The sequence below is a fragment of the Pseudomonas sp. ADAK2 TE3594 genome (assembly GCF_053628675.1).
Map to the genome: position 1 here is coordinate 5595599 of NZ_JBRJGV010000001.1, position 24351 is coordinate 5619949.

Here is a 24351-nt window from a genome sequence, read left to right on the forward strand (position 1 = left end):
ACGACAGCCAACCGCTGTTTTTGATATTAAATCATTACATATCAAGCTGTTAGGCTTGCCGGTTCGCAGTCACACACGAAGGTGGCTGGCACAAGTCTATGGAGCTTCTATGAATCTGCCGCTGATCCTCAATCTGCTGGTGTTCCTCGCCCTGCTCTTCGGTCTGGCACAAACCCGTCACACCACGTGGAGTCTGGCGAAAAAAGTCCTGCTCGCGTTGGTATTGGGCGTGGTGTTCGGTGTTGCTTTGCACACCCTCTATGGTGCCGGCAACCCGGTACTGAAAGCCTCGATCAGTTGGTTCGATCTGGTGGGCAACGGTTATGTGCAGTTGCTGCAAATGATCGTGATCCCGCTGGTGTTCGCCTCGATCCTCAGTGCCGTGGCGCGCCTGCACAACGCTTCGTCGCTGGGCAAAATCAGCTTCCTGACCATCGGCACGCTGCTGTTCACCACCGCCATCGCGGCGCTGATCGGCATCGGCCTGACCAACCTGTTCGGCCTCACCGCCGAAGGCCTGGTCGCCGGCACCCAGGAAATGGCTCGCCTGCAAACCATTCAGAGCGATTACGCGGGCAAGGTCGCCGACCTGAACGTGCCACAGCTACTGCTGTCGTTCATCCCGCAGAACCCGTTCGCCGACTTGGCTCGCGCCAAACCTACATCGATCATCAGCGTGGTGATCTTCGCGGCATTCCTTGGGGTCGCCGCACTGCAGCTGCTCAAGGATGATGTCGAAAAAGGTCAGAAAGTGATCAACGCCATCGACACCCTGCAAGCCTGGGTGATGCGCTTGGTGCGTCTGGTGATGAAGCTGACCCCGTACGGCGTATTGGCGCTGATGACCAAAGTGGTCGCCGGCTCCAACCTGCAAGACATCATCAAGCTCGGCAGTTTTGTAGTGGTGTCCTATATCGGCCTGGGGCTGATGTTTGTGGTGCACGGCGTGCTGGTGTCGGCGGCCGGGATCAACCCGCTGCGCTTCTTCCGCAAGATCTGGCCGGTGCTGACGTTTGCCTTCACCAGCCGCTCCAGCGCCGCCACCATTCCGCTGAGCATCGAAGCCCAGACCAGCCGTTTGGGTATTCCACAGTCCATTGCCAGTTTCGCCGCCTCGTTCGGCGCGACCATTGGCCAGAACGGCTGCGCCGGTCTGTACCCGGCGATGTTGGCGGTGATGGTCGCGCCGACCGTGGGCATTAACCCGCTGGACCCGCTGTGGATCGCGACGTTGGTGGCGATTGTGACGCTGAGTTCGGCCGGTGTGGCCGGGGTCGGTGGCGGCGCGACCTTCGCCGCGTTGATCGTGCTCCCGGCCATGGGTTTGCCGGTGTCACTGGTGGCGTTGCTGATTTCGGTTGAGCCGTTGATTGATATGGGGCGTACGGCGTTGAACGTGAGTGGTTCGATCACCGCTGGGGCGATCACCAGCCAGATCATGCAGCAGACGGATAAAGAACTGCTGGATGCGGATGAGCATGGGACGTTGGCTCAGGCTTAAGACTTTCATCGTCTGAGCGGGCCTCTTCGCGGGCAAGCCTCGCTCCTACGGGATTTGTGTCGATCACCTAATGTGATTCACCACACCCCTGTAGGAGCGAGGCTTGCCCGCGAAGCTTTTAGGCCTTTTCCCAAACCTCAAAGCTGTAAGCCGGTTTGTCGCCTTCTGCCGGATTCGGAACATTCGACACCAGCTTCCACTGGTTCAAATCAAACTCTGGAAACCACGCATCCCCTTCCGGGCTTAGCGCCACGCGCGTCAGGTACAGCCGATCAGCCTGTGCCAACCCTTGCGCATACAACTGCGCGCCGCCAATCAACATCACCTCATCGACGCCCTGCTCGTTCGCCCATTCCTGCGCCCGAACGACGGCAGCCTCCAGCGACGGATAAACCTCCGCGCCTTCCAGCTGCAGATCCGCCTGACGGCTGACCACGATGTTCAACCGGCCCGGCAGCGGACGACCGAGGGAATCCCAGGTCTTGCGACCCATGATGATCGGTTTGCCGAGGGTGGTGGCCTTGAAGTATTTGAAGTCCCCCGGCAAGTGCCAGGGCATGCTGTTGTCGATGCCGATCACACGGTTTTCACCGAGGGCTGCGATCAGGCTGAGGGGGAGTGATTTAGTCATGTCGGCGAGGATACCAGAGCCTCCCTTACCCCGATAAGCGTCACAGCGGTTATGCTCACCGCTCAATTAAGCGACGGGATGCCGCGTGACTGAACTGACGCCCCTGCAAAACCTCTGGCTGAGTGAAACCATACGTCTGCGTGAAGAACACGCAGGCCCGCTGGACGATCTGGAAGCCAATCGAATCGCACGAAGCGCCGGCGGCGACCTGCCGACGCGCATTCAACGCCGCGCCCGGTGGCTGGCCGAGCGTGACGGACAGACCCACGCCCTCAAACATTGGCTGCAAGGCGCGCGACTGGCCCTGATCGTGCTGGCTGTGCTGGCCGTGATCAGCGGAGCCGGGCTGGCGTTTGCCGCACTGGGCGATGGCCAGCCGCCGGTCAATGTGTTCTGGGCGTTGGGCAGTCTGCTCGGGCTAAACCTGATTCTATTGCTGAGCTGGGCCTTGGGCCTGGTGTTCGCCGGGGAACAAAGCGCCGCCCTCGGACGCTTGTGGCTGTGGCTCAGTGAAAAACTCGCCCGAGATGCCAACGCCGCGCAACTGGCGCCCGCCCTGCTGCTGTTGCTGCAACGGCAGAAACTCAATCGTTGGGCGCTGGGCGTGCTGGTCAACGGGTTGTGGTTGCTGGCGATGTTCAGCGCTTTGGTGATGGTGCTGACGCTGATGGCGACCCGGCGCTATGGCTTCGTCTGGGAGACCACCATTCTCGGCGGTGACACCTTCGTCGCCATGACCCAAGCCCTCGGCGCCCTGCCGGCCTTGCTCGGTTTCGGTGTGCCCAGCGTGGAGATGATCCGCGCCAGCGGCGATGCCGCGCTGAACATCGAAAGCGCCCGCCAGGCCTGGGCGGCGTGGCTGGTTGGTGTGCTGCTGGTGTACGGTGTTTTGCCGCGCCTATTGCTCGCATTGTTCTGCCTGTGGCGCTGGAAAACCGGTCAAGCGGCCCTGCATCTGGATTTGAACCTGCCCGGCTACGCCCAACTGCGCGAACGGCTGATGCCCACCAGTGAGCGCCTGGGCATCAGCGATGCCGCGCCAGAACAACTTCATCGGGTTGAAAAAACTGCCAGTGACCTGCAAAGCGATGGCGCGCTGTTAGTGGCCATCGAGCTGGATGACCAACGCCCCTGGCCGCCCCAGCTGCCGAAAAACGTCAACAACGCCGGCGTCCTCGACAGCCGTGAATCCCGGCACAAACTGCTCGAACAGCTGAGTCGTTTTCCCCCGGCCCGTCTGGCCATCGCCTGTGACCCACGGCGTTCGCCGGACCGTGGCAGCCTGGCGCTGATCGCCGAACTGTCTCGCAGCGCTACCGCCACCCGTGTGTGGTTGTTGCAAGCGCCGCCGGGCGAAGCGCTGGATGCCGAACGCCTGGGCGACTGGCATGTCGCGCTACAACAACTGGACCTGCCATTCGCCGATTGCGCGCCGTTGAACTGGCTGGAGACGGGTCATGACTGATGCCTGGAATAAGCCATTGAAGCTCGCGGTGGTCGGCCACACCAATGTCGGCAAAACCTCGTTGCTGCGAACGCTGACGCGAGATGTCGGCTTCGGCGAAGTGTCCCATCGTCCCAGCACCACCCGCCACGTCGAAGGCGCGCGATTGTCGGTAGACGGCGAGCCGTTGCTCGATCTGTTCGACACGCCGGGCCTGGAAGACGCCATCGCCCTGCTCGACTACCTCGAGCGCCTGGAACGCCCCGGCGAACGCCTCGACGGCCCGGCACGGCTGGCACGATTCCTCGAGGGCAGCGAAGCCCGGCAGCGCTTCGAACAGGAAGCCAAAGTGCTGCGGCAACTGCTCGCCTCGGACGCCGGCCTCTATGTGATCGACGCCCGGGAGCCGGTGCTGGCCAAGTACCGCGACGAACTGGAAGTGTTGGCCAGTTGCGGCAAACCGCTGCTGCCAGTGTTGAATTTTGTCAGCAGCGCCCAGCATCGCGAGCCCGATTGGCGCGAAGCCCTGGCGCGTCTCGGCTTACATGCCTTGGTGCGTTTCGACAGCGTTGCACCGCCGGAGGATGGCGAACGTCGACTCTATGAAAGCCTCGCGCTGCTGCTGGAAAACTCCCGCGAACAACTGGAGCGTTTGATCGCCGACCAGCAGGCCCAACGCCTGGCCCGTCAGCAGAGTGCTGCGCGACTGATTGCCGATTTATTGATCGATTGCGCCGCCTGTCGCCGCAGTGTGGTCAGCGAGGTGGAGCAGGAACAGCAGGCGATCAGCGAACTGCGCAAAGCAGTGCGTCAGCGCGAACAACGCTGCGTCGAGGCCTTGCTCAAGCTCTATGCCTTCCGCCCACAAGACGCGGCGGCCAGTGACTTGCCGTTGCTCGATGGCCGCTGGGGCGATGACCTGTTCAACCCGGAAACCCTGAAACAGCTCGGTGTACGGGTCGGCGGCGGTATCGCGGCTGGCGCGGCGGCCGGGGCCGGGGTCGATCTGCTGGTGGGCGGCCTGACCCTCGGCGCCGCGGCACTGGCCGGCGCGATTGCCGGCGGCGCCCTGCAAACTGCCCGCAGTTACGGCAGCCGTCTGCTGGGCAAGATCAAAGGACAGCGAGAACTGACCGTCGACGACGGCGTGCTACGGTTGTTGGCCTTGCGCCAGCGGCAATTGCTGCAAGCGCTGAACCAGCGCGGGCATGCGGCGATGGACAGCATTCAGGTCGCCACGCCGCAGGACAAAACCTGGCGCGAAGGCAAACTGCCCGAAGCGCTGAACAAGGCGCGGGCGCATCCGCAGTGGTCGTCGCTTAATCCGAATTCGAAGTTGAGTCAGGGGGAGCGCCAAGAGCAGGTTGAGGTGTTGGCGCAACAACTTTAAAGACCCGCAATCTGCGGTGTCAGCTCTGGCCTCATCGCGGGCAAGCCCGCTCCCACAGGGATCTTCGGTGTTCATGCAATCTCTGTATCACCCGAGACCTTGTGGGAGCGGGCTTGCCCGCGATGGGCGCGACTCGATTGTGAAGCTTTACTCAGCCAACAGCCGCAACGCCTTTGCCTTCAAGATGCCCAGATCCATCACCGGCACCCACATCTCCTTGGCCAATTCATCCCACTGACGCATCCGCAAACTGACCGCACACAACGGATCCTGCTCGAACGCCTCAGCTTCGGCAGCCGTCATCACCCCGCCCTGATACTCAAGCGTCCGCCGACTGGCTTCGCTCAAGCGCTCGTAGTACCCGGGCTCTTTGAGCGTCAGATAACGCTTGGCCTGAACGTGGTATTCCACCAGCCGCGCCAGGCGTTCGCTGAAGCCGGCCCGACGCAAATATTCAGCGCCCAAACGCTCATGGCTGACCACACCAAAACCACCCATGTTCTCGGCACCCTCGGCGCAGATATGTCCGATGTCATGAAAGAACGCCGCCAGTACCACTTCATCATCGAACCCTTCGGCCATCGCCAGTTCCGCCGCCTGAGACATGTGCTCGATCTGCGACACCGGTTCGCCGATGTAATCGTTGTCGCCAAAACGCTCGTACAGACCGAACACCTCGGCGATCACTTGCTCATGGCGGCCCATCAACTGTCTCCCAATAAAGTCATGACGTTACGTTCGGCCAGCGCCGGCCCGACGCTCATGCCGACGCCGGTGTGCATCAACGCCACGCTCACACCTGGCATCGGCCGCAGAAAGGAGAACGGCCCCGGTCCGCGTGAACCATAGACGCCCTGCCAGCGTTCGACCACTTGCACCGTGCAACCCAACGTCTGCTCGGCCAGTTCAATCATCCAGTCATCCACCTGCTCGGCATTGAACGGTGATGGATCGCTGCCGTAATGATGAGAGTCGCCGATGATCAACTCACCGTAAGGCGTCGGACTGATCAGCAGGTGAATACCGTTTTCATGCAGATGGGGTGCCTCGCGCAGAATCTGCGCCTGCACCGCGGCGGCTTCCGGCAAATCGGCGAAGGCGCCGTAATGCACGCAACTCAAACCGGTGAGCAGCGCGTGTTGCAGGTTGAGGTTGATCTGCGGGCGGGCGCGGAGCATTTGCAGGCGGCAGATTTGCGGATTCAGCTCAGCAATCGGCTCAGCCAGCAGCGTTTGATAATCGTGACCGGAGCAGACGATGATCTGCTCCGCGCTGAAGGATCCGGCGGTGCTGTGCAAGCGGCCGGGCTCGATGTCACGCACGAGTGTGGAGAAGTGAAACTCGACGCCCAGTTCGCGGTGCAGGTAGTCGATCAACGCCGGAATCGCTTCACGGGAGTACAACTGCTGGTCGTCCATGCCGTGCAACGCGGCGCGGTGATGACTGAACTGTCCGCCGTATAAATCGCGCAACGCCGCACCGCGCAGCAGCTCAACGCGGTAACCGTGCTGCATGGCGCGGCCGGCGCAGAAGGCTTCCAACAGGTGCTCTTCCGCTTCGGTGCGGGCGAACAGGTACGAGCCGTTGCGCTTGAGTTGCAGGCCCGCCAGTTGTGCCCATTGGCCCCAGATGTCGCGGCTGGCCTTGGCCAGTTCAAGCATTGGGCCCGGTGGCTGGCCGGTGACCAGTGCCTGGCCGAAGTTGCGCACCGAAGCGCCGAGCGGCGTTTCGCTGCGTTCGAAAACGGTGACTTTCAGACCGCGTCTGGCGGCGGCATAGGCGTGGGACAGGCCGAGAATGCCGGCGCCTACGATTAGCATGTTGCTGTGTTGAGTCATTAAGAGATGTCCTGAATTCGAGGCCGCCTTCGCGGGCAAGCCTCGCTCCTACAGGGGAATGCGATCAACCTGTAGGAGCGAGGCTTGCCCGCGAAGAGGCCCTGTCAGCCAATAAAGAACTTACTTGGCAGCCACTTTCTCGGACTTGCCGTCATAACGCTTGCGCCATTCGGTGAGGATCTCGTCGCGATTCTTCGAGGCCCAGGCAAAGTCGTTCTTGATCAGGCGCTGCTCATAATCCGCCGGCAGTTCGGTCTGCGGCTTGGCGATACCCGGTTGCGCGAGCACCGCGAAGTTCTCTTTATAAAGCTCCATCGCCGCCGGGCTTGCAGAGAAGTCAGCCAGCTTCTTCGCCGCGTCTTCGTGCGGTGTGCCTTTGATCACGGCAGTCGCTTCGATCTCCCAGCCCAGGCCTTCTTTCGGCAGGATGATGTCCAGCGGCGCGCCCTGGCGTTTCAGCTGAACGGCCGGGTATTCAAAGGAAATGCCGATCGGGAATTCGCCGGCGGCAGCGAGTTTGCATGGCTTGGAACCGGAGTGAACGTACTGGCCGATGTTCTGGTGCAGATCGTCCATGTACTGCCAGCCCTGCTTCTCGCCGAAGGTTTGCAGCCAGGCGCTGACGTCGAGGAAACCGGTGCCGGACGAGGCCGGGTTGGGCATGACGATCTTGCCTTTGTATTCAGGCTTGGTCAGGTCCTGCCAGCTCACGGGTTTGCTCAAACCCTGCTTTTCGGCTTCGACGGTGTTGAAGCAAATGGTCGCCGCCCAGACGTCCATGCCGACCCAGGCTGGCGGGTTGGCAGCGTCGCGGTAGTTGCCACCGATCTTGCCCAGATCCTTCGGTGCATAGCTTTGCAGCATGCCTTGCTGGTCGAGGATCGCCAGGCTCGACGCCGCCAGACCCCATACCGCGTCAGCTTGCGGACGGGCTTTTTCGGCCAGGAGTTTGGCAGTGATGATGCCGGTGGAATCGCGCACCCACTTGATCTCGACGTCCGGGTTGGCCTTTTCAAAGGCCTCTTTGTAGGTCTTCAGTTGTTCGGCTTCGAGGGCGGTGTACACCGTCAACTCGGTTTTCGCCGCAAAGGCGTTCAGGCTGAAAGCGGTGAGGACAGCAGCGGCCAGGGCCAGGGGCTTGAACATGATCTTTTCCTGTTTGAGTTGAGGTGTGGGGGGCAAATCAGTGACCGGGCGCGGTCTGCCGCCAGGCCTGGGAGCGGCGCAACAAACCGCGCGAGGCCCAGGCCAACAGCAGGGACACGCCCGCCGAGGTGAACAGAATCAGGGTCGACATCGCCGCCGCGCCGCCGACGTTGCCGGCGTCGTCCATGTTCAGCACCGCCACCGCCGCGAGGATGGTGTCGGGGCTGTAGAGGAAGATCGCCGCCGAGACGGTGGTCATGGCCGAGACGAACAGGTAGCGCACGATATCCAGCAGCGCCGGCAGGCAGATCGGCACGGTGACCCGCAGGTAGTGCCGATACAACGGCGCCTTGAGCGACAGCGCGGCGGCTTCGAACTCGGCATCGAGTTGGCGCAACGCGGTGGTGGCAGTCATTTGTGCGGTGGTCAAATAGTGAGCAATGGTGCAGACCACCAGCAGGGTCATGGTCCCGTAGAGCACATGCAGCGGGTTGCCGCTGAGGTTGAAGAAGAAGACGTAACCCAGACCCAGCACCAGACCTGGCACCGCCATCGGCACGAAACTAAGCATGCGCAGGGTCAGATTCAGTCCCTGCTGACCCTTGGTTTTTTCCATCAGGTACGCACCGGTGAAGATCAGCACACTGCCGATCAACGCCGTACACAACGCCATCTTCACGCTGTTGCCGTAGGCCAGCCAACCGCCGCCCGCCGTGTCGTTGAACTGGTAATGGTTGAGCGACAGCGACAGGTTGTACGGCCAGAACTTCACCAGCGATGAGAACACTGCCATGCCGAACACCAGCAGCAACACCGCGCAGATCAACAGCACGATGGCCAGATAACAACCGTCGCGCAGCTTCGATGGCGTCGGTTGAAAGACTTGCGCCCGCCCGCTCATGGAATCGCCATGACGCCGACGCAGCCAGGCGTCGACGCCGAAACTGAACAGCGCCGGCAGCAGTAGGACCATGCCGATCAGCGCGCCGCGACCGAATTGTTGCTGGCCGACCACGGCTTTGTAGGCTTCCAGTGCCAGCACTTGATAGTCGCCCCCGACCACCACGGGCACGCCGAAGTCGGTGATGGTCAAGGTGAAGACGAGGCAGAACGCTGCGAACACCGCCTGACGGGTCGCCGGCCAGGTGATGCTGCGAAAGGCTTTCGCCGGACTGGCGCCCATGCTGGAGGCGGCATCGAAGAGTCGCGCGTCCGCCAGGGACAACGCTGACAGCAAAATCATCAAGGCATGTGGGAAGGTGTAGATGACCTCGCCCAGAACAATGCCCCAGAAGCCGTAGATATTGTCCGAGAGCAAACCGCGCAACATGCCCTGGTTGCCGAACAGATAAACCAGCGCAATCCCCGGCAGCATCGACGGCGCCATCAGCGGCAGCAGCGACATGCCGCGCCAGATGCCTTTACCGGGAATCAACGTACGTTGCAGCGCGTAGGCAAACAGATAAGCCAGCGGTACGACAATGGCCGCGACGCTGACAGACACTTTCAGGCTGTTGCCCAGTAACCAGTGGAAATTGGCGCTGGTCAGCAGTTCGCGAGCGGCGATCAGTCCACCGCCCTGCCCGGCTTCAGAGCTGAAACCGCGCCAGAAGATCGCCAGCAACGGCATCAACACAGCGACGCCAAGCAACACCAGCAGCACGACCTTGCCGCCGACCACAAACAACCGGTCGCCGATTTCGGCACGGGAGGTCTGCCGGACCTGCTTGTGCGGTATCGGCAGCGCGACGTTCGCGCTCATCAGGCAAACACCTGCAGGCTGCGCGGCGGCAAGGCGACCATGATCTGTTGCGCGCCAAGACGCGGCATGGCTTCCGGCGCCAGTTCCGCCAGTAGCGCATGGCCCGGCAGCTGATCGAGTTCGAAGCTCATGCGACAGCGGTTGCCGAGAAAAGTGATCTCGCGAACCTTGGCCGGGAACAGGTTTTCTTCATGCACCGGCGGGTTGACGTTGATGGCCTCGGGGCGGCAGAACAAACGACCCGAGGCAGTTTTAGCGCTGCCTTCGGCCAGGCGCATGTTCATCCCGCCGACCTGGGCATGACTGTCGCTGCTACGGCGAAACGGCAACCAGTTGCCCTGACCGACGAACTCCGCCACAAACGGTGTGGCCGGACGGTCGTAGATTTCCTGTGGCGTGGCGTACTGCTCGACCTTGCCGTTGTGCATCACGGCGATGCGGTCGGCCATCAGCATGGCTTCATCCTGATTGTGGGTAACCATCAGGGTGGTGACGCCGAGGTTGCGCTGCAATTGGCGCAGTTCGGTGCACAGATGCTCGCGGACGCGGGCGTCAAGCGCCGACATCGGTTCGTCCAGCAGCAACAATGAAGGGGCCGGCGCCAGGGCCCGAGCCAGTGCGACTCGCTGCTGCTGACCGCCGGACAATTGGCCGGGGTATTTTTTCTCACTGCCGATCAGGCCAACCAGTTCCAGCATCTGACCGACGCGCTGGCGCACTTCATCGCGACTGCTACCGGTGAGGCCGTAGGCGATATTCGCCTCGACGCTGAGATTGGGGAACAGTGCGTAGGACTGGAAGAGAATGCCGTAGTCCCGGGCTTGAGGTGCCAGGTGGGAAACGTCGCGATCGCCGAGGTACAACTCGCCACTGTCTTGTTTCTCAAGACCCGCAATGCAGCGCAGCAAGGTGGTTTTGCCACAGCCCGAAGGCCCCAAGAGGCACACCAGCTCACCGGCCGCCACGTCGAGGGAAACGTTATCCAACGCAGTGAACGCGCCGAAGCGTTTCTGCACGCCGCGCACTTTCATCGGCGCGCCGGGGTTGGTCAGGGCAGTTGCAGTCGAGTGGTTCATGGACAGGCCTCATCAAGCAGATGAGGGCCATCCTAGGTTTGCAATGCGTCCGTCATGTGGCAATGAGGCAAAAACGGCCGATAGTGGTATTCGGGGATTTGGGTTGGATGCGGCGGCGTACCGACGGACGTCTTCGCGGGCAAGCCTCGCTCCTACAGGGGCATACGATCAACCTGTAGGAGCGAGGCTTGCCCGCGAAGAGGCCATAAGCATCGCCACACGCCTCAGGCCGGGGCCATTTCCTGCGCCAACCCGAGAAACGCCGCCGGCAGCCGCGCACCTTTTCTCTCCTTGAGGCAGTACAGATACTCGGGAATCTGCGGCGCATTCTCGATGGTCAGCACCCGCAATTGCGGATCGTGAGGCACTTCCTGCCGGGCAATGATGCTGATACCAATGTTGCGCAGCACCGCCTCTCGGATCGACTCCCGGCTGCCAATCTCCAGTAGCGGCCCGAAACTCACCCCGGCGCCGGCCAGCAACTCTTCGGTCAAACGCCGAGTGGTCGAGCCCGATTCGCGCATCAACAAGGTATGCCCGGCCAACGCACTGAGCGGCACATGATCATGCACCGCCAGCGGATGATTGCGATGCACCGCCAGCACCAGTGGATCGCTGCCGAGCACGCGGCGGATCAATCGCGCATCGTCCAGCAACTGCGAGGACGCAGCGACATCGACCCGGTAGTCCTCCAGCGCCTCGAGCACCTGTTGGGAGTTACCGATTTCCACCGACACCTCCACCTGCGGCAAGCGCTCGCGAAAGGTCTTCACCAGGTCGAGGATGTAATACGGCGCCGTGGCAGCGATGCGCAACGTGCCCTGGACCTGACCGCTGTTACGCAGGAAGAACTCGATGTCGGCTTCCTGCTGCAACAGCGCCTTGACCATCGGTAACAACCGCGCGCCTTCGTCGCTGACGCTGAGGCGGCGACCGCCACGGTAGAACAGCTCAACCGAGTATTGGCTTTCCAGATGGCGAATCTGGGTCGTCACCGTCGGTTGGCTCAGGCCGAGCTTTTTCGCCGCCAGGGTAATGCTGCCCAACCGGGCAACCATGTAAAACGCCTTCAGCTCGGCACTCAGCACACCCTTCCCTCGTCGTCTATTTGCGCAACAGGCGCAAACCGTTGAACACCACCAACAGGCTCACGCCCATGTCGGCGAACACCGCCATCCACATGGTGGCGATCCCGGCGAAGGTTACCCCAAGAAAGATCGCCTTGATGACCAATGCCAGGGCAATGTTCTGTTTGAGGATATTCGAGGTCTGCCGCGACAGGCGGATGAAAGCCGGAATCTTGCGCAGATCGTCGTCCATCAGGGCGACATCGGCAGTTTCAATGGCGGTGTCGGTACCGGCCGCCGCCATGGCGAAACCGATCTCGGCCCGCGCCAGTGCCGGTGCGTCGTTGATGCCGTCGCCGACCATCCCGACCCGATGACCTTGGGCATACAGCCTTTCAATGGCTTGCAGTTTATCGGTCGGCAACAGATCGCCCTGCGCCTGATCGATGCCCACCTGGGCGGCGATGGCCTGAGCGGTATGAACGTTGTCGCCGGTCAGCATCAGGGTTTTGATGCCCAACTCGTGCAACTGCTGGATTGCTTCGCGACTGGACGCTTTCACGGTGTCTGCCACGGCAAACAATGCCAGTGGACCGGATTTATCGAGCAACAGCACCACCGACTTGCCCTGTTTCTCCAGAGCAAACAGTTTCTCTTCCAGCGCTGGCGAACACAGGCCCAACTCTTCCACCAGGCGATGGTTGCCCAAGTGGTAGAGCTCACCGTTGATCTCGCCGCGCACACCACGACCCGCCAGGGCTTCGAAGTTATCCACAGCGGGGGCGCGCCGGTTATCCACAACTGCAGCCGCATTGGCGATGGCCAGCGACACCGGGTGATCCGAACGACCGGCCAGGGCCGCCGCAATGGCCGGGGCAATTTCATCCGCGATGGGGTCGAGGGACAAATAGTCGGTCTGCACCGGTTTGCCGTGAGTGAGGGTGCCGGTCTTGTCGAGGGCCAGGTAATCGAGTTTGTGGCCGTGCTCCAGATAAACGCCGCCCTTGACCAGAATCCCTTTGCGCGCCGCTGCCGCGAGACCGCTAACGATGGTCACCGGGGTGGAAATCACCAATGCACACGGGCAGGCGACCACCAGCAGCACCAGCGCCCGGTAGATCCAGTCGAACCACAGCGCATCCATGAACAGCGGCGGGATCACCGCCACGGCCAGGGCCAGGATGAACACCGCCGGGGTGTAGATTTTCGAGAAACTGTCGACGAAACGCTGGGTCGGAGCGCGTGCCCCCTGAGCCTGTTCCACAGCGTGGATAATCCGCGCCAGGGTCGAATTGTTCGCCGCGGCGGTTACCGTGTATTCCAGCGAACCGGACTGGTTGATGGTGCCGGCGAACACTTTGTCGCCGATGGTTTTTTCCACCGGGAGGCTTTCACCGGTGATCGGCGCCTGATCGATGGTCGAGCTGCCGGACAGCACTTCGCCGTCCAGACCGATCCGTTCGCCCGGACGCACCCGCACCCGCGCACCCAGTTCGATGTTTTTAACCGGTTGTGCGACCCAACTGCCGTCGGCCTGCTGCACCGTGGCTTGCTCGGGGGTCATCTGCATCAGCCCGCCGATGGCGTTGCGCGCCCGGTCCAGGGACCTGGCTTCGATCAACTCGGCCACGGTGAACAGGAACATCACCATCGCCGCTTCCGGCCATTGGCCGATCAGAATCGCGCCGGTCACCGCGATGCTCATCAGCGCGTTGATGTTCAGGTTGAGGTTTTTCAGGGCGATCCAGCCCTTCTTGTAGGTGCTGAGGCCACCGCTGAGGATCGAGATCAGCGCGATAACCGCCACCACCCAATTCGGCGCCGCGTTGGTGAAATGGATAACTTCAGCTGCCAGCGCGCCAACGCCGGACAATGCCAATGGCCACCAAGGCTTTTTCTCAGGCGCCGGGGTTGGCGCTTCGACGCCCGGCTCCAGCGGCTCGGCGTGCATGCCGAGCGACTTGATCGCATCGATGATCGGCGCGGTGCCTGGCAGGTCATGGGTCACGCCCAACACCCGATTGATCAGGTTGAATTCCAGTTGCTGCACACCCGAAAGCTTCCCGAGTTTGTTCTGGATCAGCGTCTGCTCGGTCGGGCAGTCCATGGCCTCGATGCGGAAACTGCTCAGCCGCGCACCGGCGGTCGGCGTTTCGCTCAACTTGATCAGCGACGGCGCTGCTGCTTTGGAGGAACAGCAGGAATCCCCGTGGCCGCCATGGTCATGGCTTGCGTGGTCATGCTTGTGCACAGGCTGCAGCTTGGGGCTGTGATCATGCCCGGCCTCGGGTTTATGGGTGTGAAGAGAATCGCTCATTGGTCGCGTCCATGAAGGTGCCTGTTGCCAAGTAAAGACCCTGTAGCCACTATAGGGTCAAGCACCCTTTTGGAGATTGTCGCGATGAAAATCGGAGAACTGGCGAAACTCACCGACTGCGCCGTGGAAACCATCCGCTACTACGAGCGCGAAAACCTGCTGCCGGAGCCGGCCCGCAGCGACGGCAATTACCGCGTCTACACCCAGGCCCACGCCGAGCGCCTGACCTTCATCCGTAACTGCCGCACTCTGGACATGACCCTCGAGGAAATCCGCAGCCTGCTGGCCCTGCGCGACAGTCCGCAGGATCAATGCGAAAACGTCAACGCGTTGATCGACGAACACATTCACCATGTGAAGGCGCGGATCGATGGTTTGCTGGCCTTGCAGACACAACTGCTCGACCTGCGCCAACGCTGCAGCGAAGGGCCGGATATCGATCAGTGCGGGATTTTGCAGCGGCTGGAAGTGAGCGGCGGGGTTGTGGCGACGGAGGTTGAGCATTCACATGTCGGGAGAAGTCACGGCCATTGAGGACGCCTTCGCGGGCAAGCCTCGCTCCTACAGGATTTGTGTTGGTCGCCCGGAAATGGACACGACGCATCATCTGTAGGAGCGAGGCTTGCCCGCGAACACCGCGAAGCGGTGCCTGAATCAGACCGCCATCGGCGCGGTCATCGGCGCGTGGTGCTCATAGCCTTCCAGCGAGAAATCGCTCGGCTCGATCAACTCCAGCCACTCCGGCTGATAAACACCGGTCTTGGCAAACTCCGGCACGCGGTCGGATATCTTCAGCTTCGGCATGGCGAACGGCTCGCGCTTGAGCTGTTCGTTGAGCATGTCCAGGTGATTTTCGTAGACGTGGGCGTCGCCGATGAAATAGGTGAACCAACGCGGTGTGTAACCGGTCAGGCGACCGATCAGGCTCAGCAGCGCGGCGCCTTCGGTGAGGTTGAACGGCGTGCCCAGGCCCAGGTCGTTGGAGCGGATGTAGAGGGTCAGGGAGATTTCCCTGGTCTCGACATTCGGGTGGAACTGGTACAGCAAGTGGCACGGCGGCAAGGCCATTTCGTCGAGCTGGGCGACGTTCCAGCCGTGGAACAGAATGCGACGGCTGCCCGGGTCCTTGATGATGGTGTCGACGCACTGGCGGATCTGGTCGATCGCCTTGTACAACACCACATAAGCCTGGCCATCTTCTTCGCCCTCGGCGATTTGGCGGTAGCCCTGACTCAGGGTCTGCTCGATGGCGGCCTGGTTGCTGACCGGGATCTGTTTGTACGCCGGCCATTTGCGCCATTGCACGCCGTAGATCTCGCCGAGGTCGTCTTCGCCCTGACGGAACGGGTTGGCCAGCCACTGCGCGTTTTCGTTGGCGTTCTGGTCCCAGACCTTGCAGCCCAGCGCCCGGAATTCGGCGGCGTTGTTCACCCCGCGCAGAAATCCGCACATTTCGCCGATGGCGGATTTGAAGGCCATCTTGCGAGTGGTGATCGCCGGGAAACCTTCCCGCAGATCGAAGCGCAGCATCGCGCCCGGAAAGCTGATGGTGTTCACGCCGGTGCGGTTGGCCTGTTTGGTGCCGTTCTTGATGACGTGGGCGACCAGTTCGAGATATTGCTTCATGAATTACCTGTGTCCTTGAACCCGGGACTGTCGCCCCGGGGTTCGAATTTATAGCGCCTGCTTCTTATACCGCAGCTGCGGGGGCCGCCGGAGCGCGTCGATAAGCCAGCCAGATCAGGAACAATCCGCCGACAATCATCGGTACGCACAGTACCTGGCCCATGGTCAGCCAGTTCCAGGCCAGATAACCCAGTTGCGCGTCCGGCACGCGAACGAATTCGACGATGAAGCGGAAGATGCCATAGAACAGCGCGAACATCCCGGACACTGCCATGGTCGGCCGCGGCTTGCGCGAGAACAGCCAGAGGATGGCGAACAACGCCACGCCTTCCAGCGCGAACTGGTACAGCTGCGACGGATGACGGGCCAGTTGCGCCGGATCGGTCGGGAAGACCATCGCCCACGGCACATCGGTGGCCTTGCCCCACAACTCGGCGTTGATGAAGTTACCGATGCGCCCGGCACCCAGGCCGATCGGCACCATCGGCGCGACGAAGTCCATCAGCTGGAAGAACGACTTGTCGTTCTTTTTACCGAACCACAGCGCGGCCAACATCACGCCGATGAACCCGCCGTGGAACGACATGCCGCCCTTCCACACTTCGAAGATCAGGGTCGGGTTGGCCAGGTAGGCGTTCAGATCGTAAAACAGCACATAACCCAGGCGGCCACCGACGATGACACCCATCGACATCCAGAACACCATGTCGGAGAGTTTCTCCTTGGTCCAGGTCGGGTCGAAGCGGTTCAGCCGGCGTGATGCCAGCCACCACGCGCCGCCGATGCCGATCAGGTACATCAGGCCGTACCAGTGGATTTTCAGCGGACCGATGGCCAGGGCCACCGGGTCGATCTGCGGGTAAGGCAGCATTGCGACTCCTCGTTAGAGTTGAAACCTTCAAATTCCCGGGCGACGCTGTCACGCCAGGATTAAGCCAGGATTGCGCTACGCGTCAGAGCAAGAAGCTCAAGCCGACGCAAAACAGCAAAGCGGCAAACAGTCTTTTCAGCAAGCGCGGCGACAGCCTGTGGGCCAGTCGCGCACCAAGGCGGGCGAATACCATGCTGGTCAGGGCAATCCCCAGCAGCGCCGGCAAATAAACAAAACCGAGACTATGGGCCGGCAACAATGGATCGTGCCACCCCAAAATCATGAAACTTAATGCACTGGCCAAGGCGATTGGCAGGCCACAGGCCGACGAAGTGGCCACCGCCTGCTGCATTGGTACGCTGCGCCAGGTCAGGAACGGCACGGTCAACGAGCCGCCGCCAATCCCGAAAATCGCCGAAGCCCAGCCAATGACGCTGCCCGCGACGGTCAGACCGACTTTGCCCGGCACCGTTCGGCTGGCTTTGGGTTTGAAGTCCAAAGCGAGTTGAACGGCGATGATCAGCGCAAATACACCAATGATCTTCTGCAAATTCGGCCCGGAAATGGCTTCGGCAGTCAGCGCGCCGAAACCGGCACCGATCAGAATACCCAGGGTCATCCAGGCAAAAATCGGCCAACGCACGGCGCCGCGGCGATGGTGCTCGCGAACCGCATTGACCGACGTAAAGATGATCGTCGCCAGGGAGGTGCCGACTGCCAGATGCGTCAGGATCGACGCATCAAATCCCTGCAAGGTGAAACTGAACACCAGCACCGGGACAATGATGATCCCGCCGCCTACCCCGAACAGCCCGGCCAACACGCCCGCACAGGCGCCCAGCGCCAGATAGAGCAGAAATTCCATGGCCGCATCCCCAAGCATCCCGAATCAGGAGCGGCATGGTAACGGAAGCATGGCCTCGGGCTCCACTGTGGATGGCGATGGATCGATGAGCGATGTCTGCGTAGAGTGAGCAAAAAACACACAAGGACCACCTTATGTGCCTGATTGTTTTTGCCTGGCGGCCGGGTCATGCCCAGCCGCTGATCGTGGCGGCCAACCGCGACGAATTCTATGCCCGGCCCAGCCTGCCCCTGGCGCAATGGCCACATGCTCCGCACGTGTATGCCGGCCGCGACCTTGAGGCTGGCGGTACGTGGCTCGGTGTCGGCGCCAACGGGCGCTTCGCCGCGCTGACCAACATCCGTGATCCCCTTCAGCCGCCGGCGCGCAAGTCGCGAGGCGAACTGGTGGCGCAGTTTCTCAGCGGGGACATGCCGATTGACGACTATTTAAAGGACGTTGTCGGACGTTCGCCTGAATATGCCGGATTTAATCTGTTGATTGGCAATGCCAACGAGCTATGGCACTTCAATGCCCGGGAGACGGAGGCGGTCATGCTCCAGCCGGGCATTTATGGGTTATCGAACGCGGGGCTTGATACGCCGTGGCCGAAAGTGCTCAAGGCCAAGGCAGCATTGAGCGAAGTATTGGGCGATCCGCAGCCGCAGGCGCTGTTAGCCTTGCTGAGCGACCCGCAGACCGCGCCGCTTGCCGAACTGCCGGACACTGGCGTGGGGCAGGCCACCGAGACGTTGTTGTCGAGCGTGTTTATCAAGAGCCCGACTTACGGGACACGGGCGAGCACGGCGTTGATCGTTCAGGCGGATGGGGGGCGGCATATGGTCGAACGGAGTTTCGGGCCGTATGGGGGGCATTTGGGGGAAGTAGAGATCAGGATTTGATTTTGTGCTGCCTGGACTGGCCCTATCGCAGGCAAGCCAGCTCCCACAGGTTTTGGTGTTGATCACAAATCAGTGAATCGACCCAAATTCCTGTGGGAGCTGGCTTGCCTGCGATGGGGCCATCAGCCTCTTAGAGGGTTTTGACCGAAGCCGGATTAATCATCCGCGCCAACCCAAGGTTCTTCAGCGCCAGTTGCAGCGAGCTGTGGATAACTTGCGGGTTGTCGATGGTCATCAGCTCAGCCAGCAATTCCTTGGCCTTGCTCAGGTTGATCTGACGCAGCATCCACTTCACTTTCGGCAGGTTGGTGGCGTTCATCGACAGGCTGTCGAAGCCCATCGCCATCAACAACACCGCCGCCGCCGGGTCACCGGCCATTTCGCCGCAGATACTCACTGGCTTGCCTTCGGCATGGGCGTCGCGCACCACGTTCTGCAAGGCTTGCAATACTGCCGGGTGCAGGTAGTCGTAGAGATCGGCCACCCGCGGGTTGTTGCGGTCCACGGCCAGCAGATACTGGGTCAGGTCGTTGGAACCGACCGACAGGAAATCCACTTGTCGCGCCAATTCCTTGGTCTGGTACACCGCCGCCGGAATCTCGATCATTACGCCAATCGGCGGCATCGGCACGTCGGTGCCTTCGTCGCGGACTTCGCCCCAGGCCCGGTGAATCAGGTGCAGGGCTTCTTCCAGTTCATGGGTGCCGGAAATCATCGGCAGCAGAATGCGCAGGTTGTTCAGGCCTTCGCTGGCCTTGAGCATGGCGCGGGTTTGCACCAGGAAGATTTCCGGGTGGTCGAGGGTCACACGAATGCCGCGCCAGCCGAGGAACGGGTTGTCTTCCTTGATCGGAAAGTACGACAACGCCTTGTCGCCGCCGATGTCCAGGCTGCGCATGGTCACCGGTTGCGGATGGAACGCGGCGAGCTGCTCGCGATAGATTGCCAGCTGCTCTTTTTCGCTCGGGAAGCGCTGGTTGATCATGAACGGCACTTCGGTGCGGTACAGACCCACGCCCTCGGCACCGCGCTTCTGCGCCCGTGCCACGTCCGCCAGCAGGCCAGTGTTGACCCACAGCGGCATGCGGTGGCCATCGACCGTCACGCACGGCAGGTCCCGCAATGCATCCAGCCCGAGGGCCAGTTGTTTCTCTTCCTCGACCACCTCGGCGAACTGCTTGCGCAGCACGTCACTCGGGTTGGTATAGACCTCACCGTGGTAGCCGTCGACGATCATCTGGATGCCGTCGACCTTGGAATACGGCAAGTCGACCAGGCCCATCACCGTCGGAATACCCATGGCGCGCGCCAGGATCGCCACGTGTGAGTTGCCGGAACCGAGTACCGACACCAGACCCACCAGCTTGCCTTCCGGCACCTCGCCGAGCATCGCCGGCGTCAGTTCTTCGCTGACCAGAATGGTGTTGTCGGGGTAGACCAGCGTCTGCTGCCGCTCTTCCTGCAGGTAAGCCAGCAAGCGCCGACCGAGGTCTTTGACGTCCGAGGCGCGCTCACGCAGGTAGGCGTCGTCCATCAATTCGAATCGGTTGACGTGTTCGGTGACCACTTGACGCAACGCGCCCTGAGCCCACTGACCGGTCTTGATCACCGTGGTGATTTCGCTGCCGAGCGAGGCATCGTCGAGCATCATCAGGTAAACGTCGAACAACGCCCGTTCTTCAGGCCGCAGCTGGGTCGCCAGCTTGGCGGACAAGGCACGCATGTCGGCGCGTACGCCTTCGATGGCGGTCTTGAACAGGCCCAGTTCCGCGTTGATGTCGGTGATGGTCTTGTCCGGCACCACGTCCAGATCGGCCGGCGGCAGCATGACGACCGCGGTTCCGACCGCCGCGCCCGGCGAACCCGGTACACCGACGAACTTTGCTTCCTGAATACCTTTGCCCTGACGGCCCAGGCCACGGATCGAACCGGTGGCCTCGGCGTGGGCGATAACGCCGGCAAGTTGCGCGCTCATGGTCACGAGGAAGGCTTCTTCACCTTCATCGAACTGGCGGCGTTCTTTTTGCTGAATGACCAACACGCCGACAACGCGACGGTGGTGAATGATCGGCGCCCCGAGGAACGAGGCGTAGCGCTCCTCACCGGTCTCGGCGAAGTAACGGTAGCGCGGGTGATCCGCGGCGTTTTCGAGGTTCAGGGGTTCTTCACGCGTGCCGACCAGGCCGACCAGACCTTCGTTGGGTGCCATGCTGACTTTGCCGATCGAGCGCTTGTTCAAGCCCTCGGTGGCCATCAACACGAAGCGGTTGGTCTCTGGGTCAAGCAGGTAGACCGAGCAGACCTGGCTGCCCATGGCCTCTTTGACGCGCAACACAATAATCCCCAACGCCGCCTTGAGATCCTTGGCGGAGTTAACTTCCTGGACGATCTTGCGCAGCGTATTGAGCATGGCTCGGGGTCGAACTCCGTCGTCAGTCGCGCGCTAAAAGGCGCGGGGCAAGCTCTTTGAGAGCGCGGCGATAAACCTCGCGCTTGAATGTCACCACCTGGCCCAACGGATACCAATAGCTGACCCAGCGCCAGCCATCGAATTCCGGTTTACCGGTCAAATCCATCCGCACCCGCTGCTCGTTGGAGATCAGGCGCAGGAGAAACCATTTCTGCTTCTGGCCGATGCACAGCGGTTGGCTGTGCGTCCTGACCAGACGTTGCGGCAAACGATAGCGCAACCAGCCCCGGGTGCAGGCGAGTATTTCAACATCTTCGCGCTCCAGGCCCACTTCTTCGTTCAACTCGCGGTACAAGGCGTCTTCCGGCGTCTCCTGGGGGTTGATCCCGCCCTGTGGAAACTGCCAGGCATCTTGATTGATACGGCGAGCCCATAGCACCTGGCCGGCATCATTCGTCAGAATGATCCCGACATTGGGGCGGAAACCATCGGGGTCGATCACGGCAACAACCTCGCAAACGCATGTCGCCGCATTGTTCCACAAAGGTTGTGAAAGCAGCAACGAGCCGACCTACCTTATGTGCACTCTTGTGAAAAGTCCGTATTCTGGACGCCTTTCTACAGACTTTTCAGCGAGTAACTGCAATGCGGCTGGCTTTATTCGACTTGGACAACACGCTTCTGGGCGGTGACAGTGACCACGCCTGGGGCGACTATCTGTGCGAACGCGGCTTCCTCGACGCCGTCGCCTACAAGGCACGCAACGACGAGTTCTATCAGGATTACCTGGCCGGCAAGCTGGATAACGACGCGTACCTGAACTTCTGCCTCGAAGTTCTCGGCCGCACCGAAATGGCCACGCTGGATCAATGGCACCAGGACTACATGCGCGACTGCATCGAACCGATCGTGCTGCCCAAAGGCATCGAACTGCTGGCCAAGCACCGCGAGGCCGGCGACAAACTGGTGATCATCACCGCCACCAACCGCTTTGTGACCGGGCCCATTGCAGCACGTCTGGGCGTTGAAACCCTGATCGCCACCGAATGCGAAATGATCGACGGCCGTTACACCGGGCGCAGCACTGATGTCCCGTGCTTCCGCGAAGGCAAGGTGACCCGGTTGAATCGTTGGCTGGAAGAAACCGGCCATAATCTGGAAGACAGCTATTTCTATAGTGATTCGATGAATGACTTGTCGTTGCTGGAACAGGTGGCGAATCCGATCGCTGTTGATCCGGATCCTAATTTGCGGGCCGAGGCCGAGAAGCGTGGCTGGCCGGTGATTTCGTTGCGCGATTGAGATCGCCATCGCGGGCAAGCCCGCTCCCACAGGGATCTCTGCTGTAAATGCTATCTATGTCACACAGCAGAACCTTGTGGGAGCGGGCTTGCCCGCGATTGGGTCGACTCGGTCAAAAGCCCTAAACCGGCTTGGCCCCCATCAACCCCGCAATGGCGATAAAGCAGACAAAGCTGAACAACGCCAACGCAAACGTAAACTTCGCATTCCCCCCCGCGGGCGCCTTGCGCAGCCGATTCAGCCGCACCACCAGCCAGAACCAGCCCAGCGCCGCCACGGTGTAGAGCACACTGGACGCCAGCAACCAGGTCTGCCCCAACGGCCAGCCCACCAGATGCACCATCCACCAACCGGTGAACGGCATGCTCAGCAGTGCCAGGCCCATCAATAGCCAGATGAACACCTGCGGTCGTTGCAAGGTGCGAGTATGAGCCGTCGCGTCGCCGTTACGGCGTGTGCGCCAGACCCATATCGCCAAACCCGGCGCGCACACCAGCAACACTACCGTTGCAACCATGTGCGCCACTTTCAGGGCGGTTAACGTTTCCATTGTTCGATTTCCTTATGGCCTGCCGATCAGCGTAGCCGCTCAGCCGAGAAACAGCTGATAGGCCGGGTTGTCGCTTTCGTCCCAATACGGGTAACCGATTTCTTCCAGCGCGGCCGGTACCAGATGACGCTCGTCGTGCGGCACTTGCAGGCCCGCGACCACACGGCCATCGGCCGCGCCGTGGTTGCGGTAGTGGAACATCGAAATGTTCCAGCGCCCGCCGAGCTTGTTGAGGAAGTTGAACAACGCACCCGGACGCTCCGGGAACTCGAAGCGCAGCACCACTTCATCGACCACATGGACAGCACGCCCGCCGACCATGTGGCGGATGTGTAACTTGGCCAGTTCGTTGTCGGTCAGGTCTAGCACCGGGAAACCCTGCTCGGTGAGACTGGCGAGCAGCGCACTGCGCGGGTCGTTTTCCGGATGAGTCTGCACGCCGACAAAGATGTGCGCTTCACTGCCGGTGTTGTAGCGGTAGTTGAATTCGGTGATCTGGCGCTTGCCGATGGCTTCGCAGAACGCCTTGAAACTGCCCGGTTTCTCGGGGATGGTCACGGCGATGATGGCTTCGCGACCCTCGCCCAGTTCGGCGCGCTCGGCCACGTGGCGCAAGCGGTCGAAGTTGACGTTGGCACCCGAGTCGATGGCGACGAAGGTATGCCCCGTGATGCCGCGTTGCTCGACGTACTTCTTGATCCCGGCCACGCCCAAGGCACCAGCAGGCTCCGTGATCGAGCGGGTATCGTCGTAGATATCCTTGATTGCCGCACAGATCTCGTCAGTGCTGACAGTGATGACTTCGTCTACGTAGTCTTTGCAGATGTCGAACGTGTGCTGGCCGATCTGCGCCACAGCGACGCCGTCGGCGAAGAGGCCCACGGTAGGCAGGATCACGCGTTCACCAGCGGCCATGGCGGCTTGCAGACAGTTGGAGTCGTCCGGCTCGACGCCGATGATTTTGATTTCAGGCCGCAGGTACTTCACGTACGCCGCGATCCCGGCGATCAATCCGCCACCGCCCACCGGGACGAAGATCGCGTCCAGACGGCCAGGGTGCTGGCGCAAAATCTCCATGGCCACCGTGCCCTGCCCGGCAATGGTGTGGGGATCGTCGTAAGGGTGGATGTAGACGTAGCCTTTTTCGTCGACCAGTTTCAGCGAGTAGGCCAGGGCTTCCGGGAACGAATCCCCGTGCAGCACCACTTTGCCGCCGCGTGAACGCACGCCTTCGACCTTGATTTCCGGGGTGGTCTTGGGCATCACGATGGTCGCTTTCACGCCCAGTACCTTGGCCGCCAGGGCCAGGCCTTGCGCATGGTTGCCCGCCGACGCGGTGACCACGCCGCGAGCACGCTCTTCATCGCTCAATTGCGTCAACTTGTTGTAGGCGCCGCGAATCTTGAACGAGAACACCGGCTGCAAGTCTTCACGCTTGAGCCAGATATCGTTGCCCAGCCGCTCGGAGAGCTGGCGGGCAGTCTGCAATGGGGTTTCCACGGCAACGTCATAAACGCGCGAGGTGAGGATCTTTTTGACGTACTGTTCGAGCATCGGAAAGCATCACTGAGCGGGTTGGGCAGGGCCAAGGAGTCTAACCCGGCTTTTGGGCGGGCGACCACACTTGTAGGAGCGAGTCTTGCCCGCGAAAGCGATCTTACTGCCAATATTTAT

The 24351-nt window shown here is 61.4% G+C and carries 21 protein-coding genes; 6 read left to right on the forward strand and 15 right to left on the reverse strand.

The window, feature by feature from the left end; genetic code table 11:
• The first annotated feature begins 109 nt into the window (after window positions 1-109).
• The gene (locus AB7M22_RS25180) at window positions 110-1501 is read left to right on the forward strand and encodes an L-cystine transporter (protein ID WP_454188103.1); all 1392 of its coding nucleotides are present in this window, start codon (window positions 110-112) and stop codon (window positions 1499-1501) included.
• Between the two features lie 118 nt (window positions 1502-1619).
• On the opposite strand, the gene AB7M22_RS25185 is transcribed toward AB7M22_RS25180, so the two are convergent.
• Window positions 1620-2132, reverse strand: coding sequence for a dihydrofolate reductase (locus AB7M22_RS25185; protein WP_454188104.1), 513 nt, complete (start codon window positions 2130-2132; stop codon window positions 1620-1622).
• An 85-nt stretch (window positions 2133-2217) separates the two neighbouring features.
• Here AB7M22_RS25185 and AB7M22_RS25190 point away from each other — a divergent pair, with 85 nt between their 5' ends.
• Together AB7M22_RS25190 and AB7M22_RS25195 are read left to right on the forward strand one after the other, a co-directional pair.
• Window positions 2218-3597, forward strand: a complete 1380-nt coding sequence (locus AB7M22_RS25190) for a DUF2868 domain-containing protein (RefSeq protein WP_454188105.1) — start codon at window positions 2218-2220, stop codon at window positions 3595-3597.
• The gene (locus tag AB7M22_RS25195; protein ID WP_007897822.1) at window positions 3590-4966 is read left to right on the forward strand and encodes a GTPase/DUF3482 domain-containing protein; all 1377 of its coding nucleotides are present in this window, start codon (window positions 3590-3592) and stop codon (window positions 4964-4966) included. Before AB7M22_RS25190 ends, AB7M22_RS25195 begins: the two co-directional genes overlap by 8 nt.
• A gap of 147 nt (window positions 4967-5113) precedes the next feature.
• On the opposite strand, the gene AB7M22_RS25200 is transcribed toward AB7M22_RS25195, so the two are convergent.
• The 7 genes from AB7M22_RS25200 to AB7M22_RS25230 form a co-directional block, all read right to left on the reverse strand.
• On the reverse strand, window positions 5114-5671 hold the full coding sequence (locus AB7M22_RS25200) for a phosphonate degradation HD-domain oxygenase (RefSeq protein ID WP_454188106.1): 558 nt from the start codon (window positions 5669-5671) through the stop codon (window positions 5114-5116).
• Entirely contained in the window at window positions 5671-6804 is a 1134-nt protein-coding gene (locus AB7M22_RS25205) for a TIGR03364 family FAD-dependent oxidoreductase (RefSeq protein WP_454188107.1), read from the reverse strand. Before AB7M22_RS25205 ends, AB7M22_RS25200 begins: the two co-directional genes overlap by 1 nt.
• Before the next feature lie 120 nt (window positions 6805-6924).
• Window positions 6925-7950, reverse strand: coding sequence for a putative 2-aminoethylphosphonate ABC transporter substrate-binding protein (locus AB7M22_RS25210; RefSeq protein WP_123719723.1), 1026 nt, complete (start codon window positions 7948-7950; stop codon window positions 6925-6927).
• 37 nt (window positions 7951-7987) lie between these two features.
• Window positions 7988-9712 carry a putative 2-aminoethylphosphonate ABC transporter permease subunit gene (locus AB7M22_RS25215; RefSeq protein ID WP_454188108.1) on the reverse strand — a complete coding sequence of 575 codons (1725 nt, stop codon included), beginning with the start codon at window positions 9710-9712 and terminating at the stop codon, window positions 7988-7990.
• Window positions 9712-10788, reverse strand: coding sequence for a putative 2-aminoethylphosphonate ABC transporter ATP-binding protein (locus AB7M22_RS25220; RefSeq protein ID WP_454188109.1), 1077 nt, complete (start codon window positions 10786-10788; stop codon window positions 9712-9714). The genes AB7M22_RS25215 and AB7M22_RS25220 overlap by 1 nt, the downstream gene beginning before the upstream one ends.
• A gap of 224 nt (window positions 10789-11012) precedes the next feature.
• Window positions 11013-11876 carry a LysR family transcriptional regulator gene (locus tag AB7M22_RS25225; protein ID WP_007897791.1) on the reverse strand — a complete coding sequence of 288 codons (864 nt, stop codon included), beginning with the start codon at window positions 11874-11876 and terminating at the stop codon, window positions 11013-11015.
• Between the two features lie 16 nt (window positions 11877-11892).
• Complete coding sequence (locus AB7M22_RS25230) at window positions 11893-14172, reverse strand: heavy metal translocating P-type ATPase (protein ID WP_454188110.1); 2280 nt, start codon at window positions 14170-14172, stop codon at window positions 11893-11895.
• Between the two features lie 84 nt (window positions 14173-14256).
• On the opposite strand from AB7M22_RS25230, the gene cadR reads away from it, so the two are divergent.
• The gene (gene cadR, locus AB7M22_RS25235; protein WP_007897786.1) at window positions 14257-14706 is read left to right on the forward strand and encodes a Cd(II)/Pb(II)-responsive transcriptional regulator; all 450 of its coding nucleotides are present in this window, start codon (window positions 14257-14259) and stop codon (window positions 14704-14706) included.
• 120 nt (window positions 14707-14826) lie between these two features.
• Here the strand turns inward: cadR and AB7M22_RS25240 are convergent, their stop codons facing one another.
• From AB7M22_RS25240 to AB7M22_RS25250, 3 genes are all read right to left on the reverse strand, one after another.
• On the reverse strand, window positions 14827-15798 hold the full coding sequence (locus AB7M22_RS25240; RefSeq protein ID WP_454188111.1) for a thymidylate synthase: 972 nt from the start codon (window positions 15796-15798) through the stop codon (window positions 14827-14829).
• Between the two features lie 64 nt (window positions 15799-15862).
• Window positions 15863-16669 carry a prolipoprotein diacylglyceryl transferase gene (lgt, locus tag AB7M22_RS25245; RefSeq protein ID WP_008007345.1) on the reverse strand — a complete coding sequence of 269 codons (807 nt, stop codon included), beginning with the start codon at window positions 16667-16669 and terminating at the stop codon, window positions 15863-15865.
• An 82-nt stretch (window positions 16670-16751) separates the two neighbouring features.
• On the reverse strand, window positions 16752-17534 hold the full coding sequence (locus AB7M22_RS25250; RefSeq protein WP_007897738.1) for a sulfite exporter TauE/SafE family protein: 783 nt from the start codon (window positions 17532-17534) through the stop codon (window positions 16752-16754).
• Between the two features lie 134 nt (window positions 17535-17668).
• Between AB7M22_RS25250 and AB7M22_RS25255 the strand changes: the two genes are divergently transcribed.
• Window positions 17669-18415: an NRDE family protein gene (locus AB7M22_RS25255; protein WP_454188112.1), complete on the forward strand. Its 747-nt coding sequence runs from the start codon at window positions 17669-17671 to the stop codon at window positions 18413-18415.
• Window positions 18416-18545: 130 nt separating this feature from the next.
• Here AB7M22_RS25255 and ptsP read toward each other — a convergent pair whose 3' ends face one another.
• A complete protein-coding gene (gene ptsP, locus AB7M22_RS25260) occupies window positions 18546-20825 on the reverse strand; it encodes a phosphoenolpyruvate--protein phosphotransferase (RefSeq protein ID WP_454188113.1) in 2280 nt (759 codons plus the stop codon).
• Window positions 20826-20847: 22 nt separating this feature from the next.
• Complete coding sequence (locus AB7M22_RS25265) at window positions 20848-21327, reverse strand: RNA pyrophosphohydrolase (protein WP_007897732.1); 480 nt, start codon at window positions 21325-21327, stop codon at window positions 20848-20850.
• Between the two features lie 143 nt (window positions 21328-21470).
• Between AB7M22_RS25265 and AB7M22_RS25270 the strand changes: the two genes are divergently transcribed.
• Window positions 21471-22127, forward strand: a complete 657-nt coding sequence (locus tag AB7M22_RS25270; RefSeq protein WP_008007341.1) for a histidinol-phosphatase — start codon at window positions 21471-21473, stop codon at window positions 22125-22127.
• A 121-nt stretch (window positions 22128-22248) separates the two neighbouring features.
• Here AB7M22_RS25270 and AB7M22_RS25275 read toward each other — a convergent pair whose 3' ends face one another.
• Window positions 22249-22677 carry a DUF2269 domain-containing protein gene (locus AB7M22_RS25275; protein ID WP_008007339.1) on the reverse strand — a complete coding sequence of 143 codons (429 nt, stop codon included), beginning with the start codon at window positions 22675-22677 and terminating at the stop codon, window positions 22249-22251.
• A 39-nt stretch (window positions 22678-22716) separates the two neighbouring features.
• The gene (gene ilvA, locus AB7M22_RS25280) at window positions 22717-24231 is read right to left on the reverse strand and encodes a threonine ammonia-lyase, biosynthetic (protein ID WP_454188114.1); all 1515 of its coding nucleotides are present in this window, start codon (window positions 24229-24231) and stop codon (window positions 22717-22719) included.
• Between the last annotated feature and the right edge of the window lie 120 nt (window positions 24232-24351).